Here is a 13,987-nt window from a genome sequence, read left to right as displayed (position 1 = left end):
GCTGGGCCATGAATCCCGCGCGCTGGCTGTTCCCTGTTTTGCTGACCCTGAGCGTTTCCGCCCATGCCCAGACCGCGCCGAACTGCGCGCTGGCGAATCTTCTGGATGACGGCTCATACGCCACGCTGGCCACCGGGCAGTGGGGCGAGGCAGATCAGGACGCCGCCTCCTTCGACTGGGCCGAGTGCCGCGCAGCACGGTTGAAAAAGGAGCTTGCCGCCTTCCCCAAACTCAGCGCCCGCATTGACGGCCTGCGCCAGCAGTACCGCGACATGCGGGCGCTGGAGGGCCAACTGGCGGGCATCCGCGCGGGCGGCGGCACGCTGTATAACCACGCCATTCCGCGCATGTACCCTTATCTCGAAGACCAGTTGCAGAGCCTGTCCGCCCTGGCCCGCAGTTCACTAGGCGCGCAGACGGGGCAGCTCTACGGCCGGAAGATCGCGCAGGCCACCGCCGAACACATCGCGTATATCACCACTTTACGCGCGTACAAACCCAGTCCAGACGAGGACTATGACCTGTACAACCCCCAGGAATGGAAGGCGGCAGTGGACCGCTACGAGGCGCTGGGCCGCGCCATCATGTCCACGCTGGGCAGCCGCAATGACGCGGCCACGGCGCTGGGCTACAGCATTCTGGACAACACGACGTTTGGGGCCAGCGACACGAATTGAACTGCAAATAAAGGAGCCAGTCGGAAGAATCGAACTTCCAACTGGCTCCCACAGCGTCACTGAACTTATTTCAGGTCTAGAGCTGCGTCCAGCGCCACCTCGATCATCTGATCGAAGGTCTGCTGGCGTTCCTCAGAGGTGGTGACCTCGTGCGTGACCAGATGATCGCTGATGGTCAGGATGGTCAGCGCCTTGACGCCGTGCTTGGCGGCCAGGGTGTACAGCCCGGCAGCCTCCATCTCCACGGCCAGGATGCCGTAGTCGGCCCAGATCTTGTACTGGTCAAAATCGTCGTGGTAGAAGGTGTCGCTGCTCATGATGTTGCCGACGTGGGTGGTGAATCCGCGTTCCTGGGCGATCTGGTAGGCGCGCATCAGCAACCCGAAGTCCGCGATGGGCGCAAAGGTCTTCTCGCCAAAGCGGATGCGGTTGATGTTGCTGTCGGTACTCGCGGCCTGCGCCAGCACGATGTCGCGCACATGGACGTTTGCCTGATAGCTGCCTGCCGTGCCAACGCGGACCAGATTCTTGCAGCCGTACTCGGTGATCAGTTCGCTGACGTAGATCATGGAGCTGGCGATGCCCATGCCCGTGCCCTGCACGCTGACGCGCTGGCCCTTGTAGGTGCCGGTGAAGCCCAGCATGCCGCGCACATTATTGTGCTGGACGGGGTTTTCAAAGAAGGTCTGGGCGATGTGCTGGGCGCGGAGTGGATCGCCGGGGAGAAGCACGGTCTCGGCGATCTGGCCTTTTTCTGCGTTGAGGTGAATGCTCATGGGGACACAGGTTAGCAGGGTACGGCGATCAGGAGGAGTGGGCTGAGACCAAAGCTCCACGCACAGCGGCCAGAAATCCGCCCGGCTCCAGCGTGCTGCCCTGCGCCAGTTCGGGGCGTCCGCCGCCCTTCCCCCCGGTGACGGCCAGCGCCGTCCGCAGCAGTTCACCCGCATGAACCCCGGCCCGTGCGCTGGCGACGCCGCAGCGTCCGCCGGGGGCCAGGGCCACGCGCACCTCTCCGGCGGGCACATCACCGAGAACGGGGACGAGCAGGGCCGGGTCATCCAGCTCCAGCCAGCGCAGACCCTGGGCGTCGGGCAGCGCGGCTTCCACCAGTACGCGGGCCAATTTTTCCTTCAGTTGGGCCGCCTCCACTTTCGAGTCCGTGAGGTCCGTTCGCAACGCCTCCACCCGCTCCGTCAACCGCTCCACGGGCACGCTGAAGGTCTGGGCCAGCGCACGGGAGTCGCGGTAGACGCCACCCAGATATTCGCTGGCTTCCTGACCCGCCATGAAGACCACGCGGGTCACGCCGCCCCGGATGCGCTCGGTTCGCAGGACCACCACTGGGGCCGCCAGACTGGCCTGTGGAACGTGCGTGCCGCCGCAGGCACTGACATCAAAGAACCCTCCATCCTCGTCTTTGAAGATCACCAGCCGCACCTCGCCGCGCACTTTGGTTTCGCGGCGCAGCGGGTACTGTCCCAGTTCCTCCTCGGGCACGGTGGGCGTGTGCAGGGTCAGGCGTTGGCGGGCCAGCGTTTCCCGCAATAAGGTCTCGGCGGCGCGCACGTCGGCCTCCGTGGGATCGCCGCGCAGATCGAGGGTGCATTCGGGGTGGGTCATATTGACCGCGTCCACGGCGAAGGCCGGATCGATCCGCACGAAGCACTGCGCCAGCAGATGTTCGCCGCTGTGCCGCGCCATGTGCCGCCAGCGCCGCGCAGCGTCCACCTCACCCGTAATCTGCGTGCCGACTGCCGGAGGGATGCCGTCCAGTTTGTGCCAGATCAACCCCGTCACCTTGTCCTTGCGGGTGTCGATAACACCCACCTCTCCCCCATTCCAGCGCAGCATTCCGTGATCGGCGCTCTGCCCGCCGCCCGCCGGATAGAAGGCGGTAGCGTCCAGCACGACTTCCGAATCACCGACAGCCTGGACGCTGGCCGTAAAGGACAGGGCCGCCGAATCCTGATGGTAGAGGGGCCGGGTCAAGGCTTGCTGCCTTCCGCCGCGCGGGTGAAGTTGATCAGTTGCAGCAGGGCCGCCGCGTCGTAAGGGTCCGATGCCTTGTAAGGACCGACGAACACGCTGGGCGTGCCGTTCAGGCCCAGCCGCCGGGCTTCAGCTAGTCCGGCGTCCACGGCTGCCTTGCCGCCGCGCGTGGACAGGCAGGTTTTGAAGGTGTCGGCCTTCAGCCGCGTGTCTGCGGCCAGGGCGATGAAGACCGGGGCCGGGTCCTGGCCTGCCAGCCACGACTGATCGCGGAACAGCGCGTCCTTGTAGGCCCAGAATTTGCCCTGCTGGGCGGCGCATTCGCTGGCCTCGGCGGCGGGGCGGGCGAAAGGATGGATAGATTCCAGGGGAAACTGATGGAATTCCACGCGCACGTCGTCGGGTAAGGCACGCAGCAGGGCGGGCAGGGTCTGGCTCTCGAACTGGCGGCAGTAGGGACACTGAAAATCGCTGTAGACACGCAGCACCACGTCACTCTTTCCAGCCTTTCTAGCGGGCAGGGCGTTGGTGGTGGGCGCGAACGTTCCGTCGGCCACGCGGTCCAGACTCAGGTTCACGGTCAACAGTTTGCCCTCGGTTTTCAGACCGATAGTGAAGGGGTCCGCACCGATGGTCAGCCCTTTCGTCAACTGCTTAATCACGTCCTCTCGCTTCAAAAATTCCAGCATCGGCCCGGCCAGCCCGCCGCCGAAGCCGCTCAGTACCCCCGTCAGTTCTGCCGCCCGCGCCGCCGCCCCGTCCGAATTTGCCACGATGATCTTCGCGGCGCTCAGGTAGCCGCCCCTGCTTTGAAGCACCGCGCTGGAACCATCCGCAAATGTCAGCACACCCGCCGCGCCCTGTTTGACTGTGACCAGGGCCGGACTCTTGAGAAACGGGGCGAGGGGCTGGCCCACCTGCGCCCCGGCGCTGCCCAGAACGCCTCCCAGCAACAGCGAGGCCAGCAGCAGCATTGGAGTCTTGATTTGAACGGTCATGCCGACATGGTAGGCGACAGAGGCGGGGAGAATTCAGTCCGGGCGCATCAGCACACCATCTATCCTGGCGCTATCCCGGCGTGAGGGCCAGCCACGCTTCTGGATTCAGCGGCTGCGACGCCACCGCGCGGTTGCGGCCCTGGCGTTTGGCGCTGTACAGGGCCTCGTCGGCGGCGCGGACCAGGGCAGACGGGGTGGAGAGCGGCGCGGCGTACTCGGCCACCCCCAGCGACACCGTGATTTGCCCCAGCGAGATGCCCGCATGGGTGAGGGTCCAGCCCGCGATCTGGGTGCGCAGGCGCTCGGCCAGGGCAGTGGCCGCCGCCAGATCGTGGCCGGGCAGCAGCAGCGAGAATTCCTCGCCGCCGGGGCGGGCAGGGGTGCTGCCGGGCGGGGCCAGATCACGCAGCGCCGCGCTCAGGCGCACCAGGGCCGCATCCCCGGCATCGTGGCCGAAAGTGTCGTTCAGGCGCTTGAAGTGATCCACGTCCAGCGCGATCAACGACAGGGGCTGACCGCTGGCGGTGGCATGGGCGGTCTGGGTGTCCAGCTCGTCTTCCAGGCGGCGGCGGTTGAACAGGCCGGTCAGCGGATCGCGGATGGTTTGCTGAAGCAGGCGGTCTTGCAACCTCAGCCCGGCCAGCGCCAGCGACACCTGCCGCACGATGCCGGGCAGCACGGCGAGCAGGTCGGCGGAAAGCCCCGTGCCCTCAATCTCCGGGCGCAGCCGCATGATGCCCAGCGTCTCACCGTGCGAGAACAGCGGCACGCAGGTGTAGGTACCCCCTGGGCCGCCCAGGCAGGCCGGGGCCAGACGGTCCGCCCCCGGCGTCACGGCCTCTCCCCGGCGCAGCGCCCAGCAGCCGTCCGGCGGGGTGGCCGTTCCCGTCTCGCCGCCCCAGACCGCCAGCGGCAGCAGCAGGTTGCGCGAGGCATTGTGCTGGAGCAGCGTGCCGCGCGTGCCGGGCAGCAATTCCGGCAGGGCGCATTCCAGAATCCGCGCGCCTTCTTCCAGGCTGCGGGCGGCCTGCATCCAGTCTCCGAACTCGCCCAGGCGGCGCATCCACTCGTTGCGGGCAGCCAGGGTATCGGCGTGGGTCCGGGCCAGCCCCTGCGCCAGTTCCAGCCCTCCACTCATGTGGTTGAAAGCCCCCGACAGCGTCTGGATCTCGGTGGGGCCGCGCGTGTCCACCCGCACCCCGGTCTCGCCGTCGGTCAGACGCTGGGCAGCGGCGGTGAAGCGGCCAAAACTTCTGGAAATTCTCTGCGCGCTGACCAGCGTGGCGATGATGCTGGCCAGCAATGCGGCCCCCCCCACGCCGTACAGCATCAGCCGCAGCCGCCGCAACTGCGCCGAGGCCGCCGTGTCCAGGGCCGCAAGCCGCTGGGTCTGCCCGGCACGGTAAGCCGCCACCTCAGCGCGGACCGCGTCCAGAATCTTCTTGCCCTGGCCTGTCCTGACCAGCCCCCCCGCCTCGGCCTCGCTGCGCTGGCGGGCGGCGATCTCGGGCAGGGCCACCTCGGTCTGCCAGCGGTCGATCAGGCCGCGAATCCGGCCCAGGCGCTGGCTCTCGCGGCCCGGCCCGTCCAGCACGGCCAGTTCGGTGGGCAGGGCGGCGCGGGCAGCCTCATAGGGTTCCAGAAACTCCAGTTGCCCCGCGATAACGTAGCCGCGCAGCCCGGTTTCAAGATCCACCACATGCTGCATGACCTGTCCGATCCCGGTCAGGGTGGCGCGGGTCTGGGCAGCCTGTTCGGTGGCCTGTACGCGGGCGTCCAGCGCTCCCGACAGCAGGACGAAGGCGGCCACCAGCAGCACCCAGAAAGGGAGCTGGGCCAATAGGAGCAGGCGGCGCAAGGTCATTCTGCCGCCCAATGTAAAAAGAAGGGACGTGCGGCGTTCTTACAGAATCACGCGGCCTCAAATTGAAAGATGCCGGAAACACCTGAAAATCCGAACAGGTGTCAAAGCGGCCTCTCTCCAAGCTGTACCAGTCAGGGGCGCTGTTCTGGGCAAGACAGGAAGCAGGAGAAAAACGGGTTCCAGGCACGGAATGCGGGAATCGGCGCTGTCCCGATTTCTGCCACATTCCGCGTCACAGGCAAAATCCGTATCAGGGGTTGGGCCTCAGCGCACGCAGCCGTCTGCGAGGCTTTTGACCAGCGCTGGCACATCCTGTCCCTCACGCACCGCGTTGATGAAGGCGCTGCCCACCACCACGCCGTCCGCCAGATTCGCAACCTGATGCGCGGTCTGCGTGTCCTTGACGCCAAAGCCCACCGCAATGGGAACATCGGTGTGCTGCCGGGCCAGTTCCAGCATGGCGGGAACCTCACCCAGCGCCGTGCCTTCGCGCGCCCCAGTCACGCCGGTCACACTGACCGCGTACAGAAAGCCCGTGCAGGCTTCGGCCACCAGCTTGATGCGCTCCGGCGTGCTGGTGGGCGCGATCAGGAAGGTGACAGCAATGCCGTGTTCGGCGGCCAGATCAGCGATTTCCAGGTCCTGATCCGGGGGCAGATCGGGCAGGATCAGGCCGTCTACTCCAGCCGCCTGAGCCAGTTCCATGAACTCGCGCGGGCCGACGGCGTAGATAGGATTCACGTAGGTCATGATCACGATGGGCTTGTCGTGACGGGTTCGCAGTTCCTTGACCAGTTCAATGGTGCGGCGCGTGCTGGTGCCGTCCGCCAGCGCCTGCTCACTGGCCCGCTGGATGGTGGGACCGTCCCCTAGCGGATCGCTGTAGGGCAGCCCGACTTCCAGCAGATCGGCGCGGGCCAGCAGATCGTCGGCCAGCGCGGGAAAAGCGGCGGCGCTGGGATACCCGGCAGTCATGAAGGGGATGAAGGCGGCACGGCCCTCGGCTTTTGCCTTCTCGAAGGCGGCACGAATCCGGGCCACACCCCTGGATTGAACAGCGGTCATGCCAGCACCTCCTGACGCTCAACACTGATCGGGGCATCTTCCGCCTTCGCCAGCAGACGCATGACCTCGGCCACATCCTTGTCGCCGCGCCCGGACAGGTTGATCACGATGATCTGATCCGGGGACATGGTGGGCGCGAGTTGAACGGCGTGATAGATGGCGTGCGCGCTTTCCAGGGCGGGGATAATCCCTTCCAGACGGGTCAGCAGTTGCAAGCCTTCCATCGCCTGATCGTCGGTCACGGGAACATATTCGGCCACGCCCGTCTCGCTGTATAGGCAATGTTCGGGGCCGATGCCGGGGTAATCCAGGCCCGCGCTGATGCTGTGCGGCGGGGTGATCTGGCCCTCGTGATCGTGCAGCAGGTACATCATCGCGCCGTGCAGCACGCCAATTCTTCCCCCGGCCACGGAGGCGGCGTGCCTGCCCGTCTCCACGCCCTCGCCTGCCGCCTCGGTGCCGATCAGGCGGGGGCGCTGGTCTTCGGGCAAATAGGCATACGGCGCGAAGATGCCGATGGCGTTGCTGCCGCCGCCCACGCAGGCGATGATGACGTCGGGCACTTCACGGCCTTCCAGTGCCTTGAGCTGCCACTTGGTTTCCTCGCCGATCACGGACTGGAAATCGCGCACCATCGCCGGGTAGGGGTGCGGTCCCACCACGCTGCCCAGGATGTAAAAGGTGTCGCGCACGTTGGTCACCCAGTCGCGGATGGCCTCGTTGGTGGCGTCCTTGAGGGTGCCGGTGCCGCTGGTCACGGGAATGACCTCCGCGCCCAGCAGCTTCATACGGAAGACGTTCAGTTCCTGGCGGCGCATGTCTTCCTCGCCCATGTAGACCACGCAGTCCAGGCCCAGCAGGGCGGCGGCGGTGGCCGAGGCGACGCCGTGCTGTCCGGCCCCGGTTTCGGCGATCACGCGCTTCTTGCCCATCCGCACGGCCAGCAGCGCCTGTGCCAGACAGTTGTTGATCTTGTGCGCCCCGGTGTAGTTCTGGTCCTCGCGCTTCAGGTAAATCTTCGCGCCGCCCGCGTGTTCGGTCAGGCGCGAAGCCAGATACAGCCCACTGGGACGGCCCACGAAATCGCGCAGCAGGCGTTCCAGTTCGTTCAGGAAAGCGGGATCGGTTTTCGCCTCGCGGTAAGCGGCTTCCAGGGTGTCCAGGGCGGGAATCAGGGTTTCGGGAACGTAGCGCCCGCCGAAGCGGCCAAAGCGTCCGCGCTCGTCCGGCTGCGGATAGCTGGGGAGGGTGAGGGTCATGCCATCAGCGTAGGATTCTGCCAACGGGACAACGACGAGAAACTTAGACAACCTGTCTAAGTTTGTGACAAAGATTTCACTGGGTGAAAATGCCCAAACTCGCGCCAGAGCGGAATGAGGTCTGCCGCGCCGATCTCGTCTGGAACGGCTCTCAAGGGCAGAAAATCAAGACTCCGCGCCAGTTCGGAAAGGACTTTTCCCGGCGATTCGCCCGCTTCTCGCAGGGCCATCACGGGGGGCGCACCGTCCCGCTTGGCTAGACGCTCGCCCCGGAAATCCGTCATCAGCGGGACATGTAGATAACGCGGCGTCGGAACTCCCAGCGCCCCCTGCAAGGCCACCTGTCGCGGCGTGGCGGTCCACAGGTCTGTGCCGCGCAGGATGTCGGTCACGCCCATGTCGGCGTCATCCACCACCACGGCGAAGTGATAGGCAAATACACCGTCGTTGCGCTGCAAAACGAAGTCCCCCACCTCCGAGCGCAGATGCTGGCAGAGGGTTTCTCCAGTCAACCCATCGGAGACGCAGACCGTTTCATCCGGTACGCGCCAGCGACGGGCAGCGGGGCGGCCAGGATCACTTCCAGAGCGGCAGATTCCTGGATATACGTCCTCTTCCCCATGCGGCGCTCCGGCGCTGGCCTGGATGACGGCGGCAATTTCCTTGCGGGTGCAGGTGCAGGGGTAAGTGTCCAGGCGGGCCAGAGCCTCGGCGTACAGCTCCAGCCGCTCCGATTGCAGGTATTCCGCGTCCCAGTCCAGGCCCAGCCACTCCAGATCGCGGCGGGTGGCGTCGTAGGCCCAGTTTCGCACGCGGCCTGTATCCAGGTCTTCAAAGCGCAGGATGTGACGGCCCCCGTGGGCGCGGGTGTGCAGCCACGCCAGCAGCGCGGTGCGGGCGTTGCCCAGGTGCATGGCCCCGGTGGGACTGGGAGCGAAGCGGCCCACCATCGGCTGATCCACCACGTTCATACGAGGAAGGCTAGCGCAAGACGCAGAAATTCGTCAGCACCGTCTTCCCACCTGCTACATTTCCCCTCGTGCCCGGTCCTGAAGTCCTCCTGTACGGCCTCCCGCTGGCGTTTCTGGCCGGATTCATAGACGCGGTGGCCGGTGGCGGCGGCACCATCACGTTGCCCACGCTGTTTTTCATGGGGCTTTCGCCCGCGCAGGTGGTGGCCACCAACAAGCTGCTCGCCATCTTCGGTTCGGCCAGCGCCACGGCGCAGTACTGGCGCAAGGGGCATGTGGAGCTGGCGTTGATCGTGCGCCTGCTGCCACTGGCCCTGATCGGCAGCGCGTTCGGCGCGTATCTGGTGCATTTCGTCAACCCGAACTCGTTTCGCACCCTGATCGGCGTGGTCATTCTGGCCGTGGGCGCGCTGGTCCTGGTCAACAAGCGCTTTGGCCTGGAAGACCATTACCCCGGCCTGACCGCCCGCACGCTGGCAATAACGCTGCCCGGCGCATTCATCATCGGCATCTACGACGGCTTCCTCGGCCCCGGCACCGGCACGTTTCTGATGTTCCTGTTCGCGCTGGCGGGCTTCAATCTGGTGGGCGCAAGCGGCAATGCGCGGGCCATCAATTTCGCCACCAATCTGGGCGCATTCATCTTCTTTTTCATCGGCGGGAAAATGGTCTTCTGGATCGGCCTGCCGATGGGCCTCGCCAACGCACTGGGCGCAACCGTGGGCGCACGCATGGCGATGTTGCGCGGCAGCGCCTTCGTGAAGTGGATTTACGGCGGCATCGTGCTGGTGGTGGCGGCGCGGCTGTTCTTGGGGAGTTAGAGCAGTTGTCATAAAAAGACTATTTTTATGACCGAGCGGACTGGCACAGCTCGCAGAGAGCGAGTGACTTTTACTGAGCAGGACGGACTTGCAAAGCTGCGGAGCAGAGAATGGAGTCGTCGGAAATCTTTTATTCCGGCGACGTAATTCGGAGAACTGCTCTAGAGACAGCAGAAAACCCCCTCCAGATGGAAGGGGCAGCCTCTACAGTCTCCTCTCTACTTCAACACGGCGGCGGCAAACACCACGCTGAATTCGTCGCACCACAGCACCACGTTCTTATATTCAGCCGGATCAATCCCCTTGGGCAGCACGAAGGTCTTGCTCTTGGCCGTCGTTTCAATCTTGCCCAGATCGGTGTATTTGCCCTTCTTGAGGTCCGGCGTGTCCTTCACCGTGCCGCCGGGAACCAGCCAGACATGCAGGTCCGGGGCGGGTTCGGTCTTCAGGTTGCTGATGGTCAGCGTGTACTGGCCCTTGGCGTCCTTGCCCAGCTTGACACTGCCCGTGGTGGGGGCTTCCAGCGCGGTGAAGGTGCCGCTCATGCCCGCCTTCATCATGCTGTCGCTCATGGCGGGCGCAGTGACGGGCGCAGGGGTGTCGGTTTTCGGTGCCGTGGTCTGGGCGAATGCGGCGGCGCTGAGGGCGGCGGTCAGGATCAGGGCAGTGGTGCGGATTCGGTTGGTCATGGCAGGTCTCCTGGGTTGGTTTGGATGTGTTGGGTTTGAGTGGATTTGAGCTGGACTCACGAGCCAGGTTGCAGGGTGAAGGTGGCCGTGACCGTGGTGTTCTGATCGGCTCCGGTAACCTTGACGCCGTGTTCCTGCGGGTGGATGACAAATTCGGTGTTGACTTTCAGGGTGTCGCCTGTGCGGGTCAGGGTGACGGGGGCGGTAACGGCTCTGGTCACGCCCTTGAGGGCAAACGTTCCCGTGACCTCGGCCTTGAGGGTCTGTCCGGCGGCGATGGCGTCCGGCCCCCTGTACCCGGTGACGGTAAACACGGCCTGGGGAAATTCCGCCGCGCCCAGCGCCTCTCTGGCGTGCCTGTCCCGCAGGGCGATACCAGTCTTGAGCGAGGTCAGGTCCACCTTGACAGTGGCGCGGGTGGCGCTCAGTCTGGCAAAATCCAGCGTGCTGGCCGCGCTCAGGGCGTTGGCATCACCATTCACGGGGATCAGCGTGACCCGGTACGAGAACTTCACGGTGGCGTTGCTGGCGGTGTAGGGAGCGGCAGCCTGGGCAGCGGTTGCCAGGGCCAGAAGTGCAGCGATCATCGGTTTCATACGGGGACTCCTGGGGAGGGTTGGACGGCCATCCTTGCTCTGGTGGGAATACGGGGCTGGCTGCGGCAAGGTTCAATGGCTGGTCTGGGAGCTGTCCAGAGTGTCTGGAAAGTCCTTCAGCATCAACGTTCTCTAAACCCTCAACCGTGCCTTTTGGCGTTCTCTCCCTGTATGCGCCGCGCGACAATGGGGGCATGACAGACGCCACCCAGACCCCCACCAGCGAAATTCCATCTCCCGCAGCCTCCGGGCCGCAGCAGGCCATCCTGGCGGGCGGCTGCTTCTGGTGTACCGAGGCCGTGATGCAGATGGTGCGCGGCGTGACCAAAATTGAAAGTGGCTACATCGGCGGCGACACCCCGCACCCCGATTACCGCAGCGTGTGCAGCGGAGAGACCGGCCACGCCGAGGCCGTGCGCGTGACCTTTGACCCGCAGGTGGTGAGCTACAAGGACCTGCTGGGCCTGTTCTTCGCCACCCACGACCCCACCTCGCTGAACCGTCAGGGGGCGGACGCCGGAACCCAGTACCGCAGCGCCGTGTTTCCCCAGACCCCCGAGCAGGAGCGACAGACCCGCGAGGTCATGGCCGATCTGGACGCGCAGGACGTGTTTGGAAAGCCCATCGTAACCAGCATCGAACCCGCCACCGAGTTCCATGTGGCCGAGGACTACCACCAGAACTACTACGCCGACAACTCGCGCCAGCCGTACTGCGTGGCCGTGATCGCGCCGAAGGTGGCCAAGCTCCGCAAGCACTACGCCGAGAAACTGAACGCCTGAGCATCAGAAAACAATTGAAGTGGGCTGGGGCGCAGATGCACGCGCCCCAGCCCTTTTGGTAGACGCTGCTTACACTGTCCGCATGGAATCCATCTGGAACGAGCTGAAGCTGATGCAGGGGCTGCTGGTGGCCTTCGTCCTCAGCGGCGCGATTGGCTGGGAACGCGAACGACTGCGCCGCAGCGCGGGCCTGCGGACCCACATGCTGATCGGCATGAGTTCGGCGCTGTTCGTGGTGCTGGCCGGGACCTTGATCAGCAATTTCGGGGGGCGTGATTCTGGTGTGCGCTTCGACATGATCGGGCTGCTGGGCGCGGTGGTCAGCGGCATCAGCTTTCTAGGCGCGGGCGCGATCTTCTCGGAGCGGGGGCAGAAGGCAAAAGGGTTGACCACGGCGGCGGGCATGCTGGCGACGGCGGGGGTGGGCGTGGCCTGCGGGCTGCATTTGTACGTGCTGGCGACGGGGGCCACCCTGCTCTTTTTATTCACGCTGGCAGGGGTCCGGCGACTGGCCGAACACGAGGAAAACGCCATCCGGGCGGAAGAGGAATAGCCCGGCCTGACCCAGCCCCTTCCCATTTGCATTCGGCTCGGAATATTGTATACAATATCCACATGAGCCTCTCCCAGCATTCCGCGCCCGTGGCCTTCGCCCGGCCTGTGCTGGTGCGTGATGGCGTGTACGAACACCTGCGCCGCGCCGTGCTGGACGGCGAAATTGCCCCCGGCGAACGCATCGGTGAGGTGGAGCTGGGCGAGCGTCTGGGCGTGTCCCGCACCCCCATCCGCGAGGCGATCATGCGGCTGACCCAGGACGGCTTGCTGATGGGCAGCGCCAACAAGGGCGTGCGCGTCCGCACCGTGACCGCTCAGGAGGCGCGCGACACCTACGCCGTGCGCGAGGAGCTGGACGGGCTGGGCGCGGCGCTGGCCGCCGCCGCCCACACCGCCGCCGACGCTGCTGCCCTGCGTGCCGCGCTGGGCGAAATCAACTCGGCCAGAGACGGCGATTACCGCCAGCAGACCCGCCTGGACCTGGGTTTCCACCGCGCCATCACCGGGGCCGCGCACAACGCCGCGCTGGGCGATCTGGCCCGCAATCTGGAGCAGCGCGTGGCCCTGATCAAGCACCAGACCCGCACCTACAACGCCCACCCCGACACCGCCGCCCAGCACGCCGCCATCCTGAAAGCCGTGCTGGACCGGGACGCCGCCGCCGCCCGTGAGGCCGCCCGCCTGCACGTCCGCACCTTTGCCGCTTTAGTGGTCAATGAAATGAATCCCGACGCTTAGACCCTCAGACCCTTGACCCTCAGCCATCTCCAAAGGAGCTTCTTTATGATTGACCAGATTTACCGCAAGGCCGTCCTGACCGTTTCGGGACAGAAGTTCGTGGAAAACATCGTCCGCAAGCAGGGCTGGGGGCTGGCGCAGCGCTTCGTGGCCGGGGAAGAGGTAGAGGGCGCGATTGCCGCCGTCAAGGAACTGGACGCCGAGGGCATTCAGGGCAACCTGGATCTGCTGGGCGAATTCGTGGCCTCGCCGGAAAAGGCAAACGAGTTTGCCGAGAAGGTGCTGCACCTGCTGGACGCCGCGCACGCTGCCGGGGTCATGCCCTACGCCAGCGTCAAGCTGTCCGCCGTGGGCCAGGGTCAGACCGTGGACGGCCAGGATCTGGGCCTGACCAATGGCCGCCGCATCGTGGGCAAGGCCAGGGAATACGGCGGCTTCATCTGCCTGGACATGGAAGACCACCCGCGCGTGGACCAGACCCTCTCGCAGTTCCGCACGCTGGCCGAGGAGTTCGGCACGCAGCACGTCGGTACGGTGTTGCAGAGCTACCTCTACCGCACCGAAGCGGACCGCGACAGCCTGGATGACCTCTCGCCCAACCTGCGAATCGTGAAGGGCGCGTATCTGGAACCCGAGAGCGTCGCCATGCCCGACAAGGCCGACGTGGACGCCAGTTACCGCAAGCTGGTCTACGCCCACATGAAGGCCGGAAACTACGTGAACATCGGCACGCACGACGAGAGCATCATCGAGGATGTCAAACACTTCGCGCTGGCCCACGGCATCGAGAAGGACGCCTACGAATTCCAGATGCTGTACGGCGTGCGCCGCGACTTGCAGAAGGAACTGGCGGCGGCGGGCTACCGCGTGCGGGCGTATATCCCGTATGGCCGCGACTGGTATCCGTACTTCTCGCGCCGCATCGCCGAGCGTCCGGCCAACGTGATGTTCATTCTGAAGGGCATGCTCAAGGGCTGAGA

General features: G+C 65.4%; 15 protein-coding genes. 6 read left to right on the top strand and 9 right to left on the bottom strand.

All coding sequences use genetic code 11. The features are described 5' to 3' along the window. The first annotated feature begins 8 nt into the window (after window positions 1–8). Window positions 9–677, top strand: a complete 669-nt coding sequence (locus BOO71_RS12235; RefSeq protein WP_075832684.1) for a hypothetical protein — start codon at window positions 9–11, stop codon at window positions 675–677. 65 nt (window positions 678–742) lie between these two features. On the opposite strand, the gene deoD is transcribed toward BOO71_RS12235, so the two are convergent. From deoD to gluQRS, 7 genes are all read right to left on the bottom strand, one after another. Continuing rightward, window positions 743–1,453 (bottom strand): purine-nucleoside phosphorylase, encoded by a 711-nt coding sequence (gene deoD, locus BOO71_RS12230; protein WP_075832682.1) that lies wholly within the window; start codon window positions 1,451–1,453, stop codon window positions 743–745. A gap of 28 nt (window positions 1,454–1,481) precedes the next feature. Next, window positions 1,482–2,669, bottom strand: a complete 1,188-nt coding sequence (locus BOO71_RS12225; protein ID WP_075832680.1) for an alanyl-tRNA editing protein — start codon at window positions 2,667–2,669, stop codon at window positions 1,482–1,484. After that, entirely contained in the window at window positions 2,666–3,667 is a 1,002-nt protein-coding gene (locus BOO71_RS12220) for a DsbA family protein (RefSeq protein ID WP_254843137.1), read from the bottom strand. The genes BOO71_RS12225 and BOO71_RS12220 overlap by 4 nt, the downstream gene beginning before the upstream one ends. Window positions 3,668–3,737: 70 nt before the next feature. Next, window positions 3,738–5,531: a diguanylate cyclase gene (locus tag BOO71_RS12215; protein ID WP_075832676.1), complete on the bottom strand. Its 1,794-nt coding sequence runs from the start codon at window positions 5,529–5,531 to the stop codon at window positions 3,738–3,740. 264 nt (window positions 5,532–5,795) lie between these two features. Beyond that, the gene (gene trpA, locus BOO71_RS12210; RefSeq protein WP_075832674.1) at window positions 5,796–6,596 is read right to left on the bottom strand and encodes a tryptophan synthase subunit alpha; all 801 of its coding nucleotides are present in this window, start codon (window positions 6,594–6,596) and stop codon (window positions 5,796–5,798) included. Next, window positions 6,593–7,855, bottom strand: coding sequence for a tryptophan synthase subunit beta (trpB, locus tag BOO71_RS12205; RefSeq protein WP_075832672.1), 1,263 nt, complete (start codon window positions 7,853–7,855; stop codon window positions 6,593–6,595). Before trpB ends, trpA begins: the two co-directional genes overlap by 4 nt. 56 nt (window positions 7,856–7,911) lie before the next feature. Then, complete coding sequence (gene gluQRS / locus BOO71_RS12200; RefSeq protein ID WP_075832670.1) at window positions 7,912–8,826, bottom strand: tRNA glutamyl-Q(34) synthetase GluQRS; 915 nt, start codon at window positions 8,824–8,826, stop codon at window positions 7,912–7,914. A gap of 68 nt (window positions 8,827–8,894) precedes the next feature. Here gluQRS and BOO71_RS12195 point away from each other — a divergent pair, with 68 nt between their 5' ends. Then, the gene (locus BOO71_RS12195; RefSeq protein ID WP_075832668.1) at window positions 8,895–9,647 is read left to right on the top strand and encodes a TSUP family transporter; all 753 of its coding nucleotides are present in this window, start codon (window positions 8,895–8,897) and stop codon (window positions 9,645–9,647) included. A 218-nt stretch (window positions 9,648–9,865) separates the two neighbouring features. Here the strand turns inward: BOO71_RS12195 and BOO71_RS12190 are convergent, their stop codons facing one another. Both BOO71_RS12190 and BOO71_RS12185 read right to left on the bottom strand, forming a co-directional pair. Further along, complete coding sequence (locus tag BOO71_RS12190; RefSeq protein WP_075832666.1) at window positions 9,866–10,336, bottom strand: DM13 domain-containing protein; 471 nt, start codon at window positions 10,334–10,336, stop codon at window positions 9,866–9,868. 56 nt (window positions 10,337–10,392) lie between these two features. Next, complete coding sequence (locus BOO71_RS12185) at window positions 10,393–10,932, bottom strand: YceI family protein (RefSeq protein ID WP_075832664.1); 540 nt, start codon at window positions 10,930–10,932, stop codon at window positions 10,393–10,395. A 194-nt stretch (window positions 10,933–11,126) separates the two neighbouring features. Between BOO71_RS12185 and msrA the strand changes: the two genes are divergently transcribed. From msrA to BOO71_RS12165, 4 genes are all read left to right on the top strand, one after another. After that, window positions 11,127–11,714, top strand: a complete 588-nt coding sequence (gene msrA, locus BOO71_RS12180; RefSeq protein WP_075832662.1) for a peptide-methionine (S)-S-oxide reductase MsrA — start codon at window positions 11,127–11,129, stop codon at window positions 11,712–11,714. Window positions 11,715–11,796: 82 nt separating this feature from the next. Beyond that, on the top strand, window positions 11,797–12,267 hold the full coding sequence (locus BOO71_RS12175) for an MgtC/SapB family protein (RefSeq protein ID WP_075832660.1): 471 nt from the start codon (window positions 11,797–11,799) through the stop codon (window positions 12,265–12,267). A 62-nt stretch (window positions 12,268–12,329) separates the two neighbouring features. After that, window positions 12,330–13,007 (top strand): GntR family transcriptional regulator, encoded by a 678-nt coding sequence (locus tag BOO71_RS12170; protein ID WP_075832658.1) that lies wholly within the window; start codon window positions 12,330–12,332, stop codon window positions 13,005–13,007. Between the two features lie 45 nt (window positions 13,008–13,052). Beyond that, window positions 13,053–13,985, top strand: coding sequence for a proline dehydrogenase family protein (locus BOO71_RS12165; protein ID WP_075832656.1), 933 nt, complete (start codon window positions 13,053–13,055; stop codon window positions 13,983–13,985). Window positions 13,986–13,987 lie beyond the last annotated feature (2 nt).

This window comes from Deinococcus marmoris (assembly GCF_001949125.1).
In the GTDB taxonomy this organism is placed as follows: domain Bacteria; phylum Deinococcota; class Deinococci; order Deinococcales; family Deinococcaceae; genus Deinococcus; species Deinococcus marmoris_A.
The sequence above is the reverse complement of the archived record's forward strand: the minus strand, read 5'-3'. Positions and strand labels throughout refer to the sequence as shown.